Here is a 21,830-nt window from a genome sequence, read left to right on the forward strand (position 1 = left end):
TGTTAGCTCCCAACCATACATGATTGTGCTGTGTTGGTATTTGAATACACATGTTTGAAGGCATCGCTTGTCACTAATGCACTAAAGGTGGCATTAATGGTGCCGGCGCCTTGTAAGGCTTCATAAACACTATTAAAACTGCTGCTTTCATTTTTAGTCACATCACGACCTAAAGCAAAGCGGAATAATTGGCGGCTTGCGCAATGTTTAAAGGCATCACTGTTTTCAAGTGCCTGCGCAAACTCAACAGCACCATCGTAATCGTCTGCAATGTCAACATCCATATACAGACCGCCAAATAATTCGGCTTTATCGAAGCGCTTGCCGTAATCGTCGTAGAGATCAAACATGCGACCAATAGGGTCGACCACTTGGTGGCAACCGCGACAGGCTAATGCCGTACCCCTGTCAGAGACTTGATCGGCCAGATCGACTGATTGCTCAGCTGGTGGTACTGGTGGCATGGCATCACAAAACAAACGTTCAAAGACGACCTTACCGCGGAAGATGGTATTGATATCGCGACCATGCTTGCCGTTAGCGGTTAAAAAGCTTGCGTGAGTTAAAATACCTTGGCGCTTAGCATTGGCTGGGAAATCATAGCGTGCCCAGTTAGTGGTAGGCTCTGGTACGCCATAGTGCCTTGCTAACACTTTGTTAATAAAGCTGTAATTAGCAGTAAATAGCTCTGTTAAGGGCAGGTTATTATCAATAATGTGGTTCACTAATAAGCGTGTTTCATGAAGTGATGCCGCATCGAGTGTACCTAGGTTGGTGCTAGAGGCTTTTGTGGGTATGCCTAACCACTCGGCAACAAAATTGAAAACAGTATTTTTATATTCTGCTTTTGCCATGAGACGGGTAGCTTGGCTATCAATTTTGCCGCTGTCATTGACAATACCATTGCGTGAGTTAACTAGGTTGTTATCGGGGGTGTTGTCGAGTAACAAGTAAGATAAACGGTTAATAAATTCACGGTCTGATAATTTGACTTTGCCAGACTGTGTACTGTTACCGCCTACTTCTACTTGGTAAATTGCACGATCATCGATTAAGACAAATGCGATACCCGCTGCTACGGCTTGCTCAGTGCTAGCACCTTTAGCAAGGCTGGCTCTAATGATGCCTCCAATGGTTTGTATATCAGGAGTAGAGAGTTCATTGAGGCGCAACAAGGCTTCGATCGGAGTCGTTAGCTGGGCTCTTACACAGTTATTGGGAGTGCTATTCCAATCACACTTATTGGCATAGTTAGTGGCTAAAGCATTAGCAATTAAGTTTGCCGCGCCAACCAAGGTACCAAAATCTGCTGATTTATCATCGGCATTGTTAATATACGTGCGGAATGGACCGGTGTTGTCACTTAATAAAGTGGCATCAGGTAGGTTATTTACGCCAAATGCAGTCTTAATCGTATTGGTATATTCAGAGGCGGTTAAGCGCATTTGAGGGCTGACAATAGCTGCTGTCGGAAGGTTATCGCTAGCGCCTGAACCAATGCCTGTACAGCCTGTAACCCCTACACTGAGACCTGCACTGGTACCTGGGCAGTTATCAATGACATCGGCTACGCCATCATTATCGCTATCGATGGCAATAACGCGTGCTGAGCAACCCGCTAAGCGGCCACTTGTGGTGATAGTATTTTTTTCGCTACTTATAGTGTCTGGGCAAACGTCATCAGGAATTAAAATGCCATCACCGTCTTTATCGCGCTGCTGATCAGAGCAACCTTCAGCATTCACTGTTGCACCAGGTTTTGTGCCTGGACAGGTTTCTCTTTTGTCGGGGATGCCATCGCCATCGCCATCGTTGTCTAGCAAGCTAACAACATTGATCGCCACAAGACTACCGTTGTTCGTGGTGCCTTTAGCGTTAATGTTCAGCATGCCATCATTCACAGTTACGTTATTAATGCGTTCGGTTTTGGCTTTATTTTTGCCGCCTGCTTTATCAAAAATGTCGTAATTGGATAACACTTTTTTATTTTCGATAAACACATCCATAATGCGCTTGCCTTTTTCGGTATGAAAAACCTCAGCAAAGTGCAAAATCACATCGTAAGAACCCTTATTGGTAAGAGGTATTTTATAAATAAGGTTGCTGCCCCAGCGCTCTTTACGGTATAGCACGTCATCTTGTGTGTTGGCCACGGCGTGGGTAGGATTACCGCTGCTGGCGCCAAGTGAGTTAAGGTAGTATTTTGCGGCATCAGCAATGTATTTGGTGCCATCTTTTGCGGTATATGCATCGCCGCCGACATTAATAGCAAACACACTGGCTTTTTTGCCATTGTTGACTTTACAGCCCGTGTGATCGATGGTCTTTAGATCACCTTCGGGCGTATCTGGACAAGCATCTACCGCATCTTGAATGCCATCTTTATCGCGATCGCCAGCGACAACTTTCGGGGCAAACTCAATGACCATAAAGTTTGACACGTCGGTCGCACAGGTTGAACCGTTAGTATCAGTACACTGACCGGGTGTGGGCATAAAGCCCGCAATGTAAGTCGCTAAACCTGCAACATCTGCACAAGCACCTTGTACTTTGCTGGTACATTTGTGGTCTTTAATGGCTGGGAAAGGACCAGCGCCGCTACCATCTGCTTGGTGGCATACTTGGCAGTCTGAGGCATACAAGGCTTTACCGCGTTGGAAGCTTGAGCAGCCATTGCTATCAATGCTTTCACCAAGCGCTGTCTCTGGGCACTTATCGCTTGGGTTTAAAACGCCATCCATATCGCTATCAGTCAGTGTTGGGGTGCTAGGAGTGCTAGAAGCAACACTACTGATCGCGGAGGATACCGGTGCGCTACTGACAGGTGCAGTACTGCTCACGGGTGCAGCGCTCGATGGCGTTGTTGTGGGGGCGCTACTGGTGTCTGTTTCGCCAGCGCAACCGACTAGCAAGCTAATCGCGCCAACACAGGCGAGGCGTCTGAAGAGCCCGGCCCCTGCAAAGGTATGATCTGAGGACATAAATAGTTACCCTTTGGTGGTTATTGTTATGAGTGTTTTGGCTGATTAGCAAAAGAGTGCATGCTCAATTGTTAATGCCTATAAATCATGTTTTTAGAATACGTTCGGACTTTTACTACAGCCAAAACACCTGAATACCCGACTAATTTAGGCGATTCCAGACCTTAAAAAAACCATGCGAGTGTGACCCAGTGATCAAATGCGTAATGACCCACTTATGGATGTCGCTTAGAATAATGTGGGACGCCTAAAAAGCCTTTAAATACAAGGGTTTAGGTTGCAATCCCAGTTTTTATCCTAACGTCCCAATATGCAATGTAAGCCGTCCCACTCAGTGCCAAAATGGTTGAAGTATTCATTTTTTGAATATGATTAACCTGTTTGGTGAGGTCGGTCCTTGAGGTTGTTTATTGTGCCATAGAGAGGAGGTGACTGCCACGAAGTGTCTTATAGTTACAATTTTGGTCATAGCTGATAGACCTTTAAGGCAATGCTTATGGGCTAAAAGTCTGGCGAATATCGAATAATAAGTCGGCTGATAGGTAAAAAAGGGTCGCTATTTTATTTTGAGTGCATACTGAATGGGGAGTGGATTAGGTTGAGGGTTCCCTTGATGCGGTATTTGGGTAAGCTGTAAAGGCGGCGGTGAAAGGTATGGGGCGCAATAGGCTCAAGCAGGCCATTAGTAGTTGGGCCCGCTGGATATACATTATTGAGTTCATTGGGTCTATAAGCGCCGGATAAAGAGACCAAAAAAAAGCCGGTGATTAACCAGCTTTAAGGCCGCGAGTACTATCGCGAGAATGATCGTATTGGTGCTGTAGGTGTTATTGCGGCGTTAATATGATGGGGTAGAGTGTTTTACTCTTAGGTACAATAAAGTCGCCATTGTTATCTTTCATTGGGGGGAAGTTATTATCGAGCTGTTGCTCACCCACGGCTTTGTCGTAAATAGGGCCAGCATACACTTTATCGTTATCAGACATCCACACGCCTGGCGGCTTGCCACGGTTTTCTTCGTGAATCCAGTTGTCATAATTAAAGTTATTGTTTAATGACTTGTGATGTTTAGTTGACCAAGGGCCCATAATTGCGCGATAACCAGGACCATTTGAGCCGTTGGGCATATCTGCCGGTAAGGTGATGCGGTTATTTTCAATGAGGTTGTTACCGTAATCGCCACTGTGGTAGCTCACCTCTTGGCGCAGGTCGTTGTCATATAGCACGTTGTACTCTACATCATCGCCTTGTAACGATATATGTCTAAGGCGTGTGATTTTTGACTGAGTAATGAGGTTGTATCCGTTGAGAATAAAGAAGTACCCGTGAGCACCACCGTTCTTATTGTGAACACCATCGACGTTTAAGTCACGCAAGGTGATGTGCTTAGCGTTGCAGCGCAACGGGAAATCACCGCTATTGAGCAAATCAACACCATCAAGCCAGCTGTCGGTTGCGTTTTTGAACATCACCGAAACATTTTCAACATCGGGCTCTTCAAAATTAGCGTTTGTACCTATATTCCAGTCGTATTGGGGGCGGCCCCAGCCGCCTTCGATAGTCATACGGTAGATACCGGAATGGCGTACACCGCTGCCAAAGTAAAAAGCATTGCCTTTTTGCATGTTGATAATTGCGTTAACGCCTCGGCGAGATTCGCCAATCAGCACAACTTTACTTTTCATGGTGACGGTTTTGTCGATGCGATACATACCATTTTTCAATAAGACAGCGCCGCCGCCATCACGTGCAACATCGTTAATGGCTTTATTGATAGCATCGCTGTCACCACCATTAAGGGTTTTTTTAATGGTGTGAGAGTCAATAAAGGGAATTCCTCCGCGAGCACCTGCGGTGATCCATTTTTGCATTTGGGGGAATCGTGGGTCCATTTTACTCATGTCAAAAGTCACGCCGGGGTCGCCTGGGCGCAGTGTTTGAGTTTCGGTGGGGGCTTTGCTACTGGTTTGGGCGCTACTTGATGAGCTTGAGTCGCTGCTGCGCATATTGAGTGCATCGCAACGTGTAGTGCCACACAAGCACACGCTAGTTGGTGCCGCACTGTTTTTGCAGTTGGTGGCTGCCGAGCCATAAATTACGCGGCATTGACTCGTAGAATTACATTGGTCTTCGACCATTTGAGGGGTGCTGGATGCGCTGCTCGATGAGCGACTACTGGGGCGCTTACTGGTGATTGTGCTGCTTGCCGGGGTGCTACTTACTACACTACTTACTGTTACAGGGCTGCTGATGGTTAGTGTGCTACTTGTCGTAATAGGGCTGTTGTTGGTAGGCGTTGTGTCGCTGCCTGAGCAACCACTGAGCAATAATAATGCGACCACTGCTGAGGCGACAGAAAAGTACTTTAATGATAAGCGATTGATTGCTCTAGATGAATCACTTATAGGACTGAAGAAGCTACTACAGCGACGCAAAAATTGAAGAATGTGGGCAAGTGTGATCATTTTTATCTCAATGTTGTTGTTAACGAATATTGATGAGCCATTATCCACTAAATGGTGAAGCTAAAAGCATCTGTGCAATGTAGTAGTATAGAGCTCTAACGAAAATGTCTTCGTGTATTACACTTTTGATCTTATGTGATGGAAAAGAGTTGGCGCAAGGTTCAATAAGCGCGCTATTGTGCTTATGGTGATCGGGTTAGCATATTTACGCTCCTGTAGCGTAAATCGGGAAGCGTTAATTAGGTAACGTGCTTGAGTCAATGCCATAAAATATCGATAGTGGCTGCAGCGTAATACAAATTATAACGGTATAGTGAGCACCTTTCTTGGTATAGATATCACTTGATATTTAGCTATAAATATTCGCTTTTTAATACTCTAATGATTATGAATAAACTTATTTTTAACATTAACGATCTTGCGCTGTTATTGATGATTGCCCAATGCAGTATGTTGGCGTTTATTTTGATGCTGTCACGGGAAAAGTCTGGTGAGGGAAAAGGAACTCTGGCGGCTTTGTTGATGATATTTGCTTTGCAGTCGCTGGATGTTTTAATTTATTGGAGTGTACCGGTTAAAACAATTATTGCAGAGCATGGTGTGTGGCCATTTTGGTTATTTAAATGGGCGCCTTTAGCGCAAGGGCCGCTATTATTTGCCTATGTTCGCTTAAAGCTGACAGGTCAGGCGCTTTCCTTATCAGATGCCAAGCATGCACTGCCAATATTATCGTATCCATTGATTGTGTGGGGTATTGCTATGCAGTTAGGCCCTCAGGGCATGATTGATGGGGTATTTAAATTTGGGATTTTATTTCAAAGTACAATATTTGATACTTTATTGTGGACACAGAAAATTAGTGCTGCAGCGTATGGTAGCGCTGCTGTATGGTTTATGTTAAAAAATTATAAGCGGTTAGAGTATAATTTTTCTAACCCTGTGAGCGCGCAGCCACTATGGCTCCCTATTATTGTCGTAGGCTTTATGGTGCTAGCAATTTTTCATTTGGCGCAGGGTGTTATTGCTTTTTTTGGGTGGATTGTCATTAATCATTTTTCAGGTATTCTCTCCAATTATTTAAATTTTGCTTTTGTAACGGCTTTGATTTCTTATAGCCTATTAAAGTCCGCGGTTGTTACGCCAATACCTGATGTGCTTGTGGAAGCTGACAACAAAGCTGAAAATGCCGATGTAAAAGAAGATTTTTCGCCCAGTGAAGAAGATATTCAGACTGCTCATAACCTGACACAGCTATTGGCTGATCAGCAGTTGTATTTAAACCCAGAGTTAACATTAGAAGATTTTTCACGCGCGGCCCGTTTGCCTGAGCGGCAAGTATCTTACTTATTGAATAGCGTATTAGGTCAAAGCTTTTTTGAGTGCGTTAACGCCGCTAGAGTGGCAAGAGCAAAAGAATTATTAGCTGCAGAGTCTTGGCCTGTACAGCGTATTTTTGAAGAGTCAGGTTTTAATAGTAAGGCAACCTTTAATCGTATTTTTAAGCGCTACACCCATATGACGCCGAGCCATTATCGCAAGCATAATGATAAGGCATTAGATACAGCTTAGATGCACGAGTTAACTATTTGTCTTTGGTATATCGGATGTTAGTTGAGGCTTTGCCGCTTATCTGTTGGTATTTCAAACAATAGATTAAGGTGCCAAATGCGTGCTATGAGACCCTAAGGCCTATAAAGTGGGACGTAAACAGTGAGCGTAGAGGCTCATCAATATAGGTTTAACCATGACATAACAATAGTAATAACAATAGTAATAACAATAAATAAATAGGTGCTTAGTGGTCTTTGGCGCTTTTTTGAGGATACCTTTTATGAATCAACGAATTTTACAATTGGCTTTATTGCTGGGCAGCTGTGCTTTACTCAGCGCATGTGGCTCTTCCGGTGGTGGTGGCATTGAGCAGGGCCAATTGATGCAGTCTTCTAGTAGTCATAGCTCGAGTGCTAATGAATCCAGTGCGAGTGAATCGAGTGCGGGTGAGATGGTTTTGTGTGAGCGCACAAGCCCTGTTACTCAAATACAAAACCGTGCACAAGTGACATTCATTGAAGCTGAGGCATTCGACGTCTGTGGTAACTCGGCAAGCCCAGGAGCCATGGCTAATAGTCAAATTGATGTGTTGAGCGATACGGATACCTCTGAAGGCGCTTATATTGGGCAGAGCGCGCAAGGTGAATATGTGGAGTATACCTTGGTTGTGAGCGAAGGCGGTTTATATGCTGTCGCATTGACCAGTAAGCTCAGTACTGGTGCGACAGCGACGCAATTGACACTACTGGTCGATGACGAAGCTGTAGGGTCTGTTGATATACAAAACGATGCATGGGGGTTAGCGCCACAGAGTCATATCTATCTTGGTGGTGGCCAGCATCGATTGCAAATCCGTTTTGAGGGCACTGGTATTGAATTTGATAAATTCACGCTCACCTCTGCTGAAGATGACACCCTCACCGCTATCGATATTGTACGGCGTATGGGTACAGGCATTAACTTGGGCAATACACTAGATCAGCCTAAGGGGGCTAACTGGGGAGCGCAACCGGAGCAACAGCATTTTTTTGATGATTTTAAGGCAACTGGCTTTGGCCATGTGCGCATTCCTGTGAGTTGGGGGGATTGGACGAGCGAAAGCGCTCCTTATACTATTGATCCGGATTTTTTGAATCGCGTTGAGAAAACCATCGATTGGGCCTTAGCCAGCGGCTTATATGTGATTATTAATGCGCATCACGAAAAATGGTTTAAAGAAGAGTACCCAACCAAAAATAATCAGCCCACCGACGATACCCCAACGCCTGAACAGGCGGCAATTATTGCCGAAAACAATGCGCGCTTAGAAGCTATTTGGCGGCAAGTAGCAAGCCATTTTAAAATCAAGCCTAAGCGCTTGATATTTGAAATATTAAATGAGCCGTTTGGTATGACGACGGCGCAAGTTGATGATCTGAACCCTCGGTTGCTTGCGATCATGCGAGAAACTAACCCCAACCGTGCCGTTGTATTTTCGGGTGCGGGCTATACACCCTATAGTGATTTAATAGCTGCGAAGGTCCCCGCGGGCAGTAATTTGATTGCTAATTACCATAACTACGATCCGTGGGCCTTTGCAGGCCAGTGCGCACAGCGTTGGGGGAGCGATAACGATAAAGAAGCATTGCGCCTGATTTATCAGACGGTCGCAGACTGGGCAGAGGGTTACAGTATTCCTGTGACAGTGAATGAATTTGGTGTGGCGCTATACGATTTTGAGCATCCTGAAAATATATGCAATACCGAGGATCGTAAAAACTATTTGAACTATCATATACAACTTCAAAAAGAATTTGGTATTCCTGGTACTTTATGGGATGACGATGGCTCTTTTCGCATGTATGACCGCAAAAACCGTCAGTGGGATGAATCTATAGATGCGCTGGCTTTTTAAGCGCCTCGCAAAGAGTCTAGTAAAGTGCATTGTTAGCTGATTCTTTAGTACTCTATTTTAATGGGTATTTTTATTGAGGCCTTGCGCTAGTCCTTTTACTTAGGGGCCTTTTAAATATACGTTGACTTAGGGTTTTATTATTTTGTCACTATTCAGCCAAGCTGAAGCAATTCACGTGATAAGCTGCTGATGAATTATTTTCTGCTTATATAGCGCCCATTGATGGCTTGAGCAGCCCAGACAATGATTCATCAGCGCCCAATTTTGGTCACTCGAATAGTTCATGATTTCTTTTGTTATTAATGGCCTCGCTCAATACGAGGTAAATTAGCTGGCGCAATAACTATTGACAGTTTTTTGATGATGCGCTTCCAGAGCATAGCCTTCTTGTTCAAGAAAATGGCTAAAGCTTAAATAGTTCTTACCCAGTGCTTGCATATGCTCCAATATATTGTCTTGTATGTTTTGCGAGCAGGCTAGCATTGTTGATGCATTCACTAATGTTTGCAGTGTGGTTAAAATTTCGTTCCATTTATCACTATCTACGCCAAATTGCAGGCCTGTAATTAGTAAAACATGTTGCCAATATTGCTGAATAAAATGATGGATCTCTTGCGCTGGCGGTTCATCGTTAATAGCGTTAACGATGCTATTAACGTGGTTAAAAATTTTACCTGTTCGCGCATAGTGATGGCTCATTTTTTGATGTTGCGATGAATGGTTTGTTTGGTTTTTTTCTGTCGTATGTAGTGTGGCTAATTCTGACTCATTGGTAATGTGCGTAATTGTACTTATATCATCAAAAAAGCCTTGCAATTTAATACGATGAGCTTCGTGCGTGACAGATAAAGCTTCTAACTTCCAGTGGATAAGCGGCGCATTCTGGTCAAAGAAAGTATCGGGGTAAGTCGTTAACGCCAGTAATGCATTTAATGCATTTCTAATAATTTCAGATTTTTCTGCTAACAATTCGCCAGTACCGCTTTGTGTTGAGCGGCTGTAGTCAATAAGCTGCGTATAAATATTTTGATGAATACTATGAAGAACAGGATGTGAAGGTTTAATATATAAATTGGCGCAATAAAATTTTTGAATATAAGTTGTCAAAATCTGAGTGCTTGAATTGGGTGATGCAGAATCGACATGGGCGTCAGTATTTTGTACAGGTGGGCATTGTTGTTGATGCTTTAATGGTTCTGGATGAGACTGTTGCTTAATAGCATGCTGTTGCGAAGACGGAGCCGAGGGGTTTTTTTGAGCAGTATTTATGACATCGAGCAATGTTGAATAAAAAGTATGTGCTCTCTCTTTAAATACACCGCTAAAACTTAAGCATATTTTGTGAAGTGTCTCTTGTGAAAATTGACTAAGTGTGGCTGCTTTAATTAAGTGTGTGGCAATCATTTTAGGGGTGAAAGTGTGCGGATTATAGAGCCCGCTATTATTCAGGCACTGCTGAACATTCTGCAGATTCAGTGAGCTAGCTTGCGTTAAGCTACTGGCCATATCTAGGGTCATGGCACTTATTAATGACTCTGAGGTCGCGCCTTCTGTTGTTTTAATAACATGTATGTGCTTATTTACGTCGCCAGTAAAATTTTGATTGAGTATGTCAAAAAAATGATTTTTGAGCGTAAATAGCCGGCTGCGGTTAGCTTGCATATTGGCCGGTAGATCCTGCCAGCACAAAGAAAGCGTACGACTAAAAAAAGACTGGCAGTAATCAATAACGGCACTATCGCATGGACTCAAATAGTTTTCTTGTGGCATATAAACCCCGTCAATGTCAGAAGGCCCATAAAAGCAGCAAATCAACATATTCATGTGTGAAGCGATGAATAAGAATATATTTATTCATCAATTTTAAAAAGAGAAAAAATGAATTATTTAACTATTATTTATCAAGCTGTCATATTATTTAAAGTATCGAAATAAGCAGAAGCTGGCTAATTGCTTTATGTTACTAAAATGGCGCAGTAAATATTGCAAAGCAGAAAATGATTATGAATGAATATAATTCTAGCCTACAAAGAAAGATATAGAGCAGTAATCTATTGCTTAAAATCACATAAAATAATGCGCTCTTATAGCAATAAAAATGAATACCATTATGTAGCAGCACTGCGCGACTGTAGGGCAGTGAGTAAGAGGTGAAGTGTTAAGTGATATGAAGTCAGTGGGAGAGGAGTGTGTGCTGCCCATAGCACAAAAAATGTATTTATGGGGCAATAAAATACGGAGGCAGTTGATATGCAAAAGGCAAGCGCTTGCTTGCCTTTAGACTTTTATTTTTAGTGGCGGCTAACGATCTAAACGCTCTAGCCGGCGGGCTTTATGCTGACTGGCCAGTACTTGCTGTTCTGGGGTCAGTAGTTCGTGGATTTTAGTCATGGTTTGTGCACGCCTTAAAATATGTGACTCGACCGCTTTGGCGCGTTTTGCGGCAATTGCCTCAACTTGCTCTTGGTAATCAGGTGCGCCGGGATCTAGCGCCATAAGACCATTGCGCTTGCTATGCGACTGAATAATGGTGCGCTCAATACGATCTTCTTCGTATATCGCTTTTATGGCGGCGACTTGCTGCTCGGTTAAATTGAGCTGTTTGGTCATGCGCTTTAAGTGTTTGTTTGCCTTTTTAGCTTTGCGATTTTCACATTGGTGAGCTTTATCATGGCTGTCCATGTAAGGCTTTGCGATGGCTTGAGTTGTGAATCCCGCCAGTCCAAAGCTTAAGGCCGTTGTTGCAAGAAATGCAGCACTCGCTTGTTTCATATTCATAATAAAAGTCCTATTAAAACTGCTGGGTTGTTTATGGAAGAGCCTGCCAGAGGGTGTTTGGTTGGCTTGAATGAATTGTAAGGGTATCGACTGCAAATAAGGGTTAAGGCACTGTAAAGTTATGTAAAGGTGCTCTGGTGTGTTGGGGCGGCACAATGTGCGCGCTATGATAGGCCTAAATCGCTATATCAAAATAAAGAGAAGATCATGAATAAACCGATTTTATTAGTTGACGATGATATCGAGTTGTGCGCTTTGCTGAGCGAATACTTGACCGGGGAGGGGTTTGCGCCTGCAGCGGTACACAGTGGCGAGCAAGCTTTAACATGGTTGGCGCAAGAGGCGCAGTCTGTCAGTGCGATTGTGTTAGATATTATGATGCCGGGTATGAGTGGCCTAGAATTATTACAAGTACTGCGTCAAGGTAAAGGCATCACTGCACCCATCATTATGCTCACAGGCCGCGGCGATGATATTGATCGCATTGTGGGGCTTGAAATGGGCGCTGATGATTATATGGGCAAACCCTGTAACCCTCGAGAGCTGGCTGCGCGCTTACGTGCCATTATACGCCGCAGTGATATTTTGCCAGTCATCAATACGTTGCCCATAAGTTTGCACGGCATTAACCTTGATGTGAGCACATTAACCGCTACATGTCGTGGTCAGCCGCTTAACTTAACCGGTGCCGAATTTAATGTACTACGTTGCTTTTTGCTCGATGCGGGTAAAGTGCTGAGTAAAGCGAAATTAACGCAGCAAGCTTTAAGCCGTGAGTACACGCAATATGATCGCAGCATTGATGTGCATGTAAGTCGTATTCGTCATAAATTAGCGCAGTGTGATGTGTTTGATGTCATTCGTGCTGTGCGCGGGCAGGGTTATCAGCTGGTAATGCCAGATGAACAATAAAGCCATACGCCGTTCACTCTGCTTATCACGCCGCAATATCTCCCGCAATGACTCAGGGTTACAGTATGCGTTTTAATCGTATCTTTTGGAAGATATTTACCGCGATCTGGCTAGTCAATGTATTGGTCGTTGTGTGTGTGGTGTGGGTCATTAGTAGCGGCCATTTACGCGAGCGTATGGCGCATAAACATGCGATTCAGGTAGAGCGTTTAGCCGAGCAACTTATTGCTCGTTATGAGCGCGGCAGCCCTGTAAAAAACGGGCGCTCAGCGGCACTAAAAAAAATATATCGACGCTACAATATTCCACCCGAAGTCTTAATTACAATTACCAATCTGCAAGGGTCCACTATTTATAGTGGCCATAAGCGTTTTAATGACTCTGTTACGCACAAAAAGCGCTTATTAACATTAATTATTGAAAGCGAGAAGGGTGAGCGCTATCGCGTGCATTACCTACCCATAAAAACTCCGCACTCCATTGGCTTGGCTTTGCGCGATATCTTGAGTGCGCAACTATTATTAATGTTGGTAGCGTCAGCGTTTTTAAGCGCCTTAATTAGTTGGGGTATCACACAACCGCTCAAGCACTTGCAGTTATTTAGTCGGCGTTACCAGCCCGCAGGCACTAGCCTATCAATAGACCAAAAGCTTTTACGCCGTGGTGACGAGCTAGGGGATTTGGCCCGCGATATTGCACGTATGACCGCTCAAGTGGATGCCGCTTTTAGCGCCCAAGAAGATCTATTGCATGATGTGTCACACGAACTACGGGCGCCGTTGGCGCGCTTGCAGGTTGGGGTTGCACTGGCAGAGCTGGCGGCACCTAATAATGCTGCCATTGCCAAAATGCACACTCAATGCGAGCGTATGAATGCTTTGATTCAGCGTATTTTAGAGTATTCACGCTTACAATCTGCCACCCAAGCATCAGCTCAGTGCGCAGCTTTCGAAGAGCCTAATACAAAAACTATAGCCCCTATAAATTTGCAAACATTGTTAGTGCAGGTAGCCGATGATATAACGTTTGAGTTCAGTGATACGGTTGTGAGTGTGTACGGTAATGATCATCCTGCGCATGTACGCGGCGACCCCAATTTACTGCAAAGCGCGCTAGAAAACCTGATGCGCAATGCATGCAAACATACGCCACCAAAAACCCCCGTAGAGCTACACTTAACCCACGGTGATAAAACGTGGCAGCTTACCGTGCGCGACTACGGACCCGGTGTTACTGAAGATCCCAGTAATTTATTGAAGCCGTTTTACCGTGCTGGCGGGCAAATGCATACAGAAGGCTTTGGGTTGGGTTTAAGTATTGCTGCACGAGCAATTAAAGCGCTCGGTGGTACGTTAGTGCTGACTAATCATCCTGAGGGCGGGCTAGAGGCAACAATCAACTTGCCCAAAGGTTGAAGCTAGACTATGAATATCGATAAAACTTGAAAGGCAAAATTATGTTACACATTCAATACAGCGCATGGCTGGTTTGCACAGCAGTAGCGCTAACAGGTTTCAGTGCAGTTGCTCAGACGAGTGCACCGACTGTGACCGAGGCTGCGACAAGCCAAGTGGTTGCACCCGCAGCGGCCGAGCCACAAAAAGCCAAGGCTCTTCAATTACACAATACACTTCAATCACAAAAAGAGGCCTTGGGTGCGGTTATTTTTAATGATGTGTCTTTATCTAGCCCCGCAGGGCAATCATGCGCAACTTGCCACAATGCCGCCAGCGCATTTGCTGACCCCGGTAAAGCCGTGAGCGAAGGTGTGGTTAAGGGCGCTTTTGGCAATCGCAATGTACCCACGCTTAAATACGCGCAATACAGCCCGCCTTTACAAAAAGAAGAATATGCCGATGAATGGCGCGGTGGGCAGTTTTGGGATGGGCGTGTTGATAGCCTTAAAGAGCAGGCTTTAGGGCCGTTCTTTAACCCCGTAGAAATGAACAGCACGCCCGCTAAGCTGGCGCAAGCATTGCGCAGTGCCGCTTATGCTCCACTGATATCAGCCGCTTATGGCAAAGCAGTACTCACTGATGAAGATGCTTTAATTAACGCTGCAGCCGATGCCTTAGAAGCCTTTCAGAAAACACCGGTATTCGCACCTTTCGACTCAAAATACGACTATTACAAAATAGACTTGGTTAAATTGAGTAAGTTAGAGGAGCGCGGTGAAATGGTCTTTAACTCTGGCGGCATGTGTATTGACTGCCATTTGGGGCGCGTTGGCGAGCGGCAAATTTTTACACGCTTTGTGCATCATAATATTTTAGTGCCGCCTAATCCTGAGTTACCTTTTTATCAGCAGCCTGCGACCGTTAACCCAGCCGGTAAAGCTTTTGTTGATGCTGGTACAGGCAATAACCCTAAGCTGAGCGAAAAAGAAAAACTCATTGCTAAAGGCATGTTTAAAACACCAACACTGCGCAATATTGCCTTAACCGCGCCTTATATGCATAACGGTGTATTTAAAACTTTAGAAGAGGTGGTGGAGTACTACACCAAAATGGAAAAATTCTGGCCACCAGAGGTCAACGAAAACCCCAGCCGCTTAATGTCGACGTCATTAAGCATTAGCGAACACGATAAAAAAGCACTCGTCGCCTTTATGAAAACCCTAACCGATGGCTACGATGCCCCGCCAGAGCTCAAAGCCAAATTAAGAGCGCACCAAGAGAGCTTGGGGTATTGGGAGTAGACCAGCTCGCTATAAGCGACGGCGCCTATTCTTATCAATTAAAAAGCCGCATTATTGATGCGGCTTTTTTTATGGCGAACGCTTTATTCTTTAGCGTTTATGCTTGTTAGTCTTTAAGCTTTTACGCATACATACACAGAGTTTGTCGATTCACCACCTTGAAAGGGGTTATAAAAAGAAACGACATGCGACTCTACGCGATCAAATACCGTTTTTAATAAAGCTTCAAAGCTGGCCTCAGGCAAGTTTTGTGACCACATGGCAAATACGCCTTGTGGTTTGATTTGCTCAGCCATAAGGGCGAGGTTTGCGGTGGTATAAAAACGGGCATTAGCCGCGTTTAAAAATTCAGTAGGCGAATGGTCGATGTCGAGTAGCACCGCATCAAACTTTTTACCGTTGCTGCTAGGGTCAAAACCTGTGGCGGGGTTTGTGGCAAGGTCAAAAAAGCTGCCTAGTACATAGCGGTTGCGCTTATCAGCGTTGAGTATTTTACCCAAAGGTACCCGCTCATCTTGATGCCAGCCAATAACAGTCTCTAAGGCATCCACCACCAGTAGCTCATCAATACGCGCATCTTTTAAGGCGGCAACCGCGGTGTAACCCAAACCCAAACCGCCCACAACCACCTTTAGATTATCACCTTTTAGCGCCGCCAGCCCCAAGGTTGATAAGGCTTCTTCTGCTTCAACAAACATACTCGACATTAAAAATTCGTCACCGAGCTTAACCTCATAAATATCTCGATCACCGAGCGCAGGCATGCGGCGTTTACGTAGCGATATCTCACCTAAGGGCGAAGTTTGGCTGTCAATTTCTTCAAATAGTGGAGGCATGGTTTTCCTAGGGGGGGGTCAAAGGGTCATTATTATACTCACTCTAGGTGGCTAGTGTGATTGTCAATGACTTGCTCTGTAGTAGTTGTAATGGCCGCCCTAGCAGAAGAGTACTAAGCTTTTTACGCAATATGGCGCAAAAACTCCCAGGGGGGGGCTCTCGGTAAGTTGTCGCGCGCAATACCGTGCGCATGTGGCGTGCCCGATCAAAGTTAATGGAGCGGTGAATACTGCGGTAGTGCTTTTGTGAATGCCTGCGAGGTAGTCGTTAGGCTATGTGTTAATGGGCAAGACTAAAAAGTACTATCGCTGAGTGTCAAAGAGAATGACAATACCGTTGGTATAAAAAAACCGAATAGCATTATGCTATTCGGTTTATGAGTGCTTTATAAGTACTTTAGCGACGTAAGTTAATTATTGGGTGCTAAAAAAACGCTTGTACACCGACCCTAAATTTTTATTGGGGTCGTTAACGGTAAACGTTTGGCTAGCCATCTCAATAATGTGATTGCGCTGTAGTATCTCTAACCCTTTCCCTTTTAAAGCGGCATTGGAATTTTGATTTCCGCTATTAAGAATTTGATCATTGCCGTTGTTATGCTGGGCATCAAACTCAATCAGCCCACGTAAAAAACGTGGAGGGAACTGGCGAAAGTTAAGCTTAGTGGTAATGGTTAGGGGGTAAGCGTACGGATCTAAGCCTTGTTCGCGCACTAACGGAATATCATAATCGTAAGTGCGAGGCTCAAGCGGTGGCAACGAGTGTGAATTATCCATTTCATTCGCTAAAAACGGGCTAAAGACTTCTTCACCATTGCGCTTAAATTCATTGCCAAAAAAGACTAAACCTAAGTTTGCTGGATGATCATGATCGTTACGTAAGTTTTGATCTTTACCATAGCGTAAGTGCTGGCCATCGGCGGTTTCTACAATGCTATCATCCGTAACTTCAAAGTTGCTAGGGTTTAATCGTACATCTAAGTTAAATAAATCATTCATACTTTGCGATGTTTGCTGGATGTAGCTGGCATTGTATTCGATATCGGCAATGGCGCCGTTACCAAAGCCTGTATCGCTGGGGCTTGTTGTATCTTTAGTATAGCCCGAGTGGTAAACCACTTTGTTATTGGCATCCACCACTAACACTTCGATCCACATTTGCCGCTCTTGTGAAAAGCCCGATGGTACATGGTGCCCGGTGCCGGTATTTTCGAGTGTGACTGTTAAGGGCAATACCTTGCTGCTATGTAAAAAAGGTACATCCGCTTTAAGTTCTACTGCGCGTTTTAGTAAATCATCACGACGCTGCCTTGGGCTACTCGGGAAGCCTTTTTTATCAAAGGTATTGCCGATATCTTGCGCGGCAAAATCTTCGGCGGCTTCACCGATTTTGTTACTGAGAGTATTATCGGCTAAAGCAATATCTACACCGGTAAAGTAGTGTGTAATATTATCGCCCGAGGTATCGGGTTTGGCTTTAGGGTCAAACACCCATTTTTCTGTTAGAAGTTCATACCGATAGGGGTAAGAGGACATATGGCAATCCTGACAGCGCCCTTCAATGCCGTCATTCTTAAAGGCCTCATTGGTGGTTTTGGGGTTGTAGGTACTGCGCTCCCATTCGGTAAATAAATTTTCTAAGCGCAAAAAGTTCTCATCATCCTCTGTAACCGCAGTAGATAGTGGTGCGGGTGGGTTGGTGCGTACATCATGGCAGCCGCCACAAAACTGGCTATTACTGATGGCGTTGGTTTGGCCGCTAACACCATTGGCGTTGGGGCTTCCTGGATCAAAAGGAAAGCCGTTTGCACGTGTGTGCCCATCGCCTGGGCCTTGCACAAAATAGTAATCACTGAAAATATCAATATTTAAAGCGGCATTGGCAATGCCTTGTGTAATGCCGACTTTATTGGATGTAAATCTATTGCTGGTAAACTCAGTATCATTGCTAAAAGTATTATGGCATACGGTACAAGTGACCCCGTCTAAGGCGCCTTTAGTTAACCCTGCAACAGAGGGTGTTGGGCCGTTGGCGTCAAACGCTTTAAATTCATCCTTAATCACGCCGATAGGGCTATGGCATTTTTGGCAAAATAATGAAGTGTTAACCGCAAGGCCCTCTTCCGTTCTCCCGCCATCTTTAGCAAGGGCGCCACCGAGTGTGGTGTTACCTATTTGCTCCAGTGTGCGAAAGGTAGGGCTGACTGCGCCGTACTTCATGGTGGATGTTTCCCACTGCGCATAAATATCGTCATGGCAGGTTTTGCATTGGGTTTGGCTGCCATGGTCAAAAGCGGTATCAGTGTTAGCCGGTATTGGTGTTTCCACAATATCAGCTAGTGCGCTATGGCAGCTAAACAGGAGGAGTAGATAAATAACGAATCGGATATGCATAGCGGCAATCCTTAGTTTTCGTCGTGGTGAATGGTAATGGAAGTCACTAGGCATGTATTGGTCGGAGAGTTAGGGTCAAACTTAAGCGTATAGCTTTCACCTTTTAGCAGCGCAAGTTGATGACGTTCGTATATATCTTTGTGTTCCTTCGTCCATGCGATAAGGCCGGCCCCTGCATCTATACAGCTTTCTACACTTCGATCGGAGGGGGATGAGAAATGTAAGGAAAAGACAGAAAGTTCACCAATTTTAGTCGGGTTTTGTGACCCGACAAGGACTTCACTATGTATTATTGGGTTTTTAGCTGGTTTAGTATTTGCGTGAGCAATACCTGGAAGTGTTAATACGGTTAAAGCTGCTGCTAATAAAATTTTCATATTTATCCTTTAAAATCCATAAATTAATTTATATTTGGGTGTCATATTTAACCCGCGCGCAGTTTAGGTGTTGCGCATAACTTATTCAATGGTGAGTGTGTGAATTTTGGCTGGGACTAAGGTCGGAGAGAGGCGCTGATTATTATTCGGTGTTTGGGTACTTTGAGTATTGGGGCTCAATGGGATGGGCTTGCGGGACGTCAGCGAAGGCTTTCACCAATGATTAACCGCAAAAGCGCTAATTATTAGGGCGCACAACGCAAAAAGCCTGATTCCAAAGAATCAAGCTTTTTATAATATGGCTCCGCTTGCTGGACTCGAACCAGCGACCCAATGATTAACAGTCATTTGCTCTACCAACTGAGCTAAAGCGGATTTATGTTCGGTGTTGACCGAAGAGGCGGGCATAGTAGCGCTCGATTTTTAGGGTGTCAACACCTTTTGTAACTTTATGATTTAAAAGAGTTAATTATGTGTTTTGTGGGTGAATTTTGTGCATTTTGTTGGTTTTTAAGGGCTTTCAGGCTGCCAATCGAATACACCGATAAAGTCTTGGCAGTTGCTCATGGCGGCATGGCTATCGTCTATATAAACCTGCAAGCTGGCCGATGCGGGGTAGCTGAGGTATTGCGAACACTCGGCGCTTTGCCCGGTACCAATCACAACTTGAGTGCCCGGCTGCAGTTGGCACTGCACGAGCTGGTCCAGCGCCGACCATTGATAGCAGATTTTGTAATTTTTGCGGTATTGCGCGACGGCGCCTGTAGGTGCGTCCATGGCCCACCAGCTACCCAAGCGGCTATTAGGGTTGGTGCTGTTCCATGCGCGGTAAAGGGTAGCGGGTGCATTAACCGTAAATACTCGGCCTTGGCACAGCTTGCCTTGGTTGGGTTTACCGAGCGCATTAGTGAGCAACTGTTGTTGCACAAGGCCAGGTCGAGTGACCGGGCTAAAAATAGATTGCCACTGCTGAGGTAAAACAATATCACCTTGGCATTGGGTGATTTTTATGAGTGTTGATGTGGTTATTGTTTGGGGCGTGGTGGCGCAGCTAATCATTAATAGGCTGCTCACTAATAACAACTGGCGCATGGCGTGTCTCATTTTATGGGTGTCTAATCCGTAGTGTAATTTAGTTATGTAAGGGGAAGGCATTAATTTAATAATACAAGTGCTTTTTGGGATTGATGAATAAGCCTTAAAGCCATTCTTTGGTTTTTTGGGCCGTGGTAGAATGGTAATACTTATTGTGTTTTTAAGGGAGTTAATTTTTGTGAAAAACGTTTTTTCATTAGTCATAGCCACTGTCATGTCTTCTGCTGCATATGGCGCAGAGGTAAATTTAGCTGATGACTTTTATGCTTATGGTTACATGGGTGTAAATCTAGGAAGTACTCCGGTCTCACCTAGGAGCGGCTCACAAGGCTATCGTTTTTTAACCGCTGGGTTTTCTGTTGGTTATCAGTTTACACCGTTTATTGCTGTTGAGGGGCTCATTGTTGTGCCTACCTCTGGCAAAAAAGATAACGTCACAAGCAGTATTTTAGATGAGCGAGTCGAGGCCGAATACTCTGCATACGGTGTTTATTTGAATGCTAAGACTAGGGGGGATTGGTTTGTTAAGGGGCGCTTAGGCCTAGCCCTGTCGCAATTTAGTTACTCTGCAGATGGCTATAAAGATGAAGACGGTAATGATATAGGTTTTTCTTATGGCGTAGGCGGAGGTTATAAAAACGGCCAATATAGTTATGAACTCGATTATATTGTTTTTCCTGATGTTGATGATCCTTTTTATTCATCTGAAAGTTACGAAGCAAAAACAATCAGCTTTAGTCTCTCTTTTCAATTTTAAATTAAAACAGAAGCACCCTGCATGACTAGGGTGCTTGCTTACATTAGCGGGCTATTACGCTATTGCCGCCTTGCCAAGTGACGCCGATATCATAGAGGACATTATTTCTCCATCTTCACATAAAGAAATAAGTTGCTCATCGGTTGATGCTGCAGTCGCAAGTTGACGGCAAGCTATAGGCAGTGCGCCTACTGAGTCCATGTTTTGCCATTGTCAGTGCTTAGTATAACGGGTGTGCTTTCTTTATCTTTTTTGGAGTCAGCCCAAAAATTATACTCAGATAATTTACCTGTATTCTTAAAAAAATCTACACATGCCTGCCTAAAAGTTTTCACATCGGCATGATATTGATCATAGAGGGCTTTCTTTTTGAAGAACCGCCAAATGCGTGCGATCAAATTAAGCTCGGGTGAATAAGCGGGTAGAAACACTACGTTAATTCTGCTGTTTCCTTCAAGGTACTCCCTAAGCGCTTTGGAATAATGGTATCGTGCGTTGTCTAATATGATATGTAAGCGCGCAATGTCTCATCATCAATAAGCAGGGCTTCTTTAACCTCTTTTAGTGTCCAGCCCGTACCCAGCAAGATAATCGCATTGATTTTATGCGCTCAACGCAAGCCGAGGAGTTCTTCATCGGTAAGCTAAAAGTCTTTCATGGAACAATCTTATCTGCAAATGACAATATTTCAATCGTTAAAAATAATAACACCTAAATCCCAAGTGCTACGAGTATAGCTATATTAATGGGGGCCTGTTTAACGCTAGGTTTACTCATTGTGCGCCAAGCCATGATTGTACGAATAACTCGGCCTAGGTGCTTTGCGGTTCGTCAAAATATTGACGTGATTGCTATGCTTTTAGCGCCAATTGTGGTGTTTGCACACGGTGTTGCGCACGGAGCATAAGGTATATCTGTGTCGGTAGTTTTTAAATAGATAGCAACATCCGATAAAACCTTATTTAAAAGCCAATTTGTTGACGCTTTTAGAGAAAAATCTGCCTAAGGGCAGCTTTTTTTTGATCTTAAATTTTATGATCTACACTCATATATATGCAATCTAATTATTCAGTGTATTGGCTATTGGCTGTA

General features: G+C 44.3%; 15 protein-coding genes and 1 tRNA gene. 6 read left to right on the top strand and 10 right to left on the bottom strand.

Annotation, left to right across the window (positions count from 1 at the left end):
* Positions 1-2: 2 nt before the first annotated feature.
* Positions 3-2,981 carry a malectin domain-containing carbohydrate-binding protein gene (locus AC438_RS09105; protein ID WP_053980948.1) on the bottom strand — a complete coding sequence of 993 codons (2,979 nt, stop codon included), beginning with the start codon at positions 2,979-2,981 and terminating at the stop codon, positions 3-5.
* A gap of 827 nt (positions 2,982-3,808) precedes the next feature.
* Positions 3,809-5,446, bottom strand: a complete 1,638-nt coding sequence (locus AC438_RS09110; RefSeq protein WP_156317048.1) for a glycoside hydrolase family protein — start codon at positions 5,444-5,446, stop codon at positions 3,809-3,811.
* A gap of 387 nt (positions 5,447-5,833) precedes the next feature.
* Between AC438_RS09110 and AC438_RS09120 the strand changes: the two genes are divergently transcribed.
* Both AC438_RS09120 and AC438_RS09125 read left to right on the top strand, forming a co-directional pair.
* On the top strand, positions 5,834-7,015 hold the full coding sequence (locus tag AC438_RS09120) for a helix-turn-helix domain-containing protein (RefSeq protein ID WP_162230718.1): 1,182 nt from the start codon (positions 5,834-5,836) through the stop codon (positions 7,013-7,015).
* 262 nt (positions 7,016-7,277) lie between these two features.
* On the top strand, positions 7,278-8,891 hold the full coding sequence (locus tag AC438_RS09125) for a cellulase family glycosylhydrolase (protein ID WP_053980952.1): 1,614 nt from the start codon (positions 7,278-7,280) through the stop codon (positions 8,889-8,891).
* A gap of 327 nt (positions 8,892-9,218) precedes the next feature.
* Here the strand turns inward: AC438_RS09125 and AC438_RS09130 are convergent, their stop codons facing one another.
* Positions 9,219-10,661: a hypothetical protein gene (locus AC438_RS09130; protein WP_156317049.1), complete on the bottom strand. Its 1,443-nt coding sequence runs from the start codon at positions 10,659-10,661 to the stop codon at positions 9,219-9,221.
* A 531-nt stretch (positions 10,662-11,192) separates the two neighbouring features.
* On the bottom strand, positions 11,193-11,669 hold the full coding sequence (locus AC438_RS09135; protein ID WP_053980954.1) for a Spy/CpxP family protein refolding chaperone: 477 nt from the start codon (positions 11,667-11,669) through the stop codon (positions 11,193-11,195).
* 207 nt (positions 11,670-11,876) lie between these two features.
* Between AC438_RS09135 and AC438_RS09140 the strand changes: the two genes are divergently transcribed.
* From AC438_RS09140 to AC438_RS09150, 3 genes are all read left to right on the top strand, one after another.
* Positions 11,877-12,581: a response regulator gene (locus AC438_RS09140; RefSeq protein ID WP_172676736.1), complete on the top strand. Its 705-nt coding sequence runs from the start codon at positions 11,877-11,879 to the stop codon at positions 12,579-12,581.
* A gap of 65 nt (positions 12,582-12,646) precedes the next feature.
* The gene (locus tag AC438_RS09145; protein WP_053980955.1) at positions 12,647-13,996 is read left to right on the top strand and encodes a sensor histidine kinase; all 1,350 of its coding nucleotides are present in this window, start codon (positions 12,647-12,649) and stop codon (positions 13,994-13,996) included.
* A 41-nt stretch (positions 13,997-14,037) separates the two neighbouring features.
* Positions 14,038-15,279 (top strand): cytochrome-c peroxidase, encoded by a 1,242-nt coding sequence (locus AC438_RS09150; protein WP_053980956.1) that lies wholly within the window; start codon positions 14,038-14,040, stop codon positions 15,277-15,279.
* A gap of 113 nt (positions 15,280-15,392) precedes the next feature.
* On the opposite strand, the gene AC438_RS09155 is transcribed toward AC438_RS09150, so the two are convergent.
* The 5 genes from AC438_RS09155 to AC438_RS09175 form a co-directional block, all read right to left on the bottom strand.
* On the bottom strand, positions 15,393-16,115 hold the full coding sequence (locus AC438_RS09155) for a polyamine aminopropyltransferase (RefSeq protein ID WP_053980957.1): 723 nt from the start codon (positions 16,113-16,115) through the stop codon (positions 15,393-15,395).
* Positions 16,116-16,529: 414 nt separating this feature from the next.
* Positions 16,530-18,443 (bottom strand): multiheme c-type cytochrome, encoded by a 1,914-nt coding sequence (locus tag AC438_RS09160; RefSeq protein WP_162230719.1) that lies wholly within the window; start codon positions 18,441-18,443, stop codon positions 16,530-16,532.
* Positions 18,444-18,520: 77 nt separating this feature from the next.
* Positions 18,521-18,886 (bottom strand): hypothetical protein, encoded by a 366-nt coding sequence (locus AC438_RS09165; RefSeq protein WP_053980959.1) that lies wholly within the window; start codon positions 18,884-18,886, stop codon positions 18,521-18,523.
* Between the two features lie 299 nt (positions 18,887-19,185).
* Positions 19,186-19,261 (bottom strand) — tRNA-Asn (locus AC438_RS09170).
* A gap of 135 nt (positions 19,262-19,396) precedes the next feature.
* Entirely contained in the window at positions 19,397-19,978 is a 582-nt protein-coding gene (locus AC438_RS09175) for a hypothetical protein (RefSeq protein WP_053980960.1), read from the bottom strand.
* A gap of 181 nt (positions 19,979-20,159) precedes the next feature.
* On the opposite strand from AC438_RS09175, the gene AC438_RS09180 reads away from it, so the two are divergent.
* The gene (locus tag AC438_RS09180; RefSeq protein ID WP_162230720.1) at positions 20,160-20,738 is read left to right on the top strand and encodes an outer membrane beta-barrel protein; all 579 of its coding nucleotides are present in this window, start codon (positions 20,160-20,162) and stop codon (positions 20,736-20,738) included.
* 188 nt (positions 20,739-20,926) lie between these two features.
* Here the strand turns inward: AC438_RS09180 and AC438_RS17425 are convergent, their stop codons facing one another.
* Positions 20,927-21,262 carry a transposase gene (locus tag AC438_RS17425; protein WP_082354059.1) on the bottom strand — a complete coding sequence of 112 codons (336 nt, stop codon included), beginning with the start codon at positions 21,260-21,262 and terminating at the stop codon, positions 20,927-20,929.
* Between the last annotated feature and the right edge of the window lie 568 nt (positions 21,263-21,830).

It is taken from the genome of Marinagarivorans algicola (genome assembly GCF_001292705.1).
GTDB classification, from domain to species: domain Bacteria; phylum Pseudomonadota; class Gammaproteobacteria; order Pseudomonadales; family Cellvibrionaceae; genus Marinagarivorans; species Marinagarivorans algicola.

Bases quoted from the DNA above. Each gene is read 5' to 3' on its own strand.
- AC438_RS09130 (WP_156317049.1), bottom strand. From the start codon at position 10,661: ATGCCACAAGAAAACTATTTGAGTCCATGCGATAGTGCCGTTATTGAT.
- AC438_RS09155 (WP_053980957.1), bottom strand. From the start codon at position 16,115: ATGCCTCCACTATTTGAAGAAATTGACAGCCAAACTTCGCCCTTAGGT.
- AC438_RS09120 (WP_162230718.1), top strand. From the start codon at position 5,834: ATGAATAAACTTATTTTTAACATTAACGATCTTGCGCTGTTATTGATG.
- AC438_RS09125 (WP_053980952.1), top strand. From the start codon at position 7,278: ATGAATCAACGAATTTTACAATTGGCTTTATTGCTGGGCAGCTGTGCT.
- AC438_RS09105 (WP_053980948.1), bottom strand. From the start codon at position 2,981: ATGTCCTCAGATCATACCTTTGCAGGGGCCGGGCTCTTCAGACGCCTC.
- AC438_RS09150 (WP_053980956.1), top strand. From the start codon at position 14,038: ATGTTACACATTCAATACAGCGCATGGCTGGTTTGCACAGCAGTAGCG.
- AC438_RS09110 (WP_156317048.1), bottom strand. From the start codon at position 5,446: ATGATCACACTTGCCCACATTCTTCAATTTTTGCGTCGCTGTAGTAGC.
- AC438_RS09175 (WP_053980960.1), bottom strand. From the start codon at position 19,978: ATGCGCCAGTTGTTATTAGTGAGCAGCCTATTAATGATTAGCTGCGCC.
- AC438_RS09145 (WP_053980955.1), top strand. From the start codon at position 12,647: ATGCGTTTTAATCGTATCTTTTGGAAGATATTTACCGCGATCTGGCTA.
- AC438_RS09140 (WP_172676736.1), top strand. From the start codon at position 11,877: ATGAATAAACCGATTTTATTAGTTGACGATGATATCGAGTTGTGCGCT.
- AC438_RS09165 (WP_053980959.1), bottom strand. From the start codon at position 18,886: ATGAAAATTTTATTAGCAGCAGCTTTAACCGTATTAACACTTCCAGGT.
- AC438_RS09135 (WP_053980954.1), bottom strand. From the start codon at position 11,669: ATGAATATGAAACAAGCGAGTGCTGCATTTCTTGCAACAACGGCCTTA.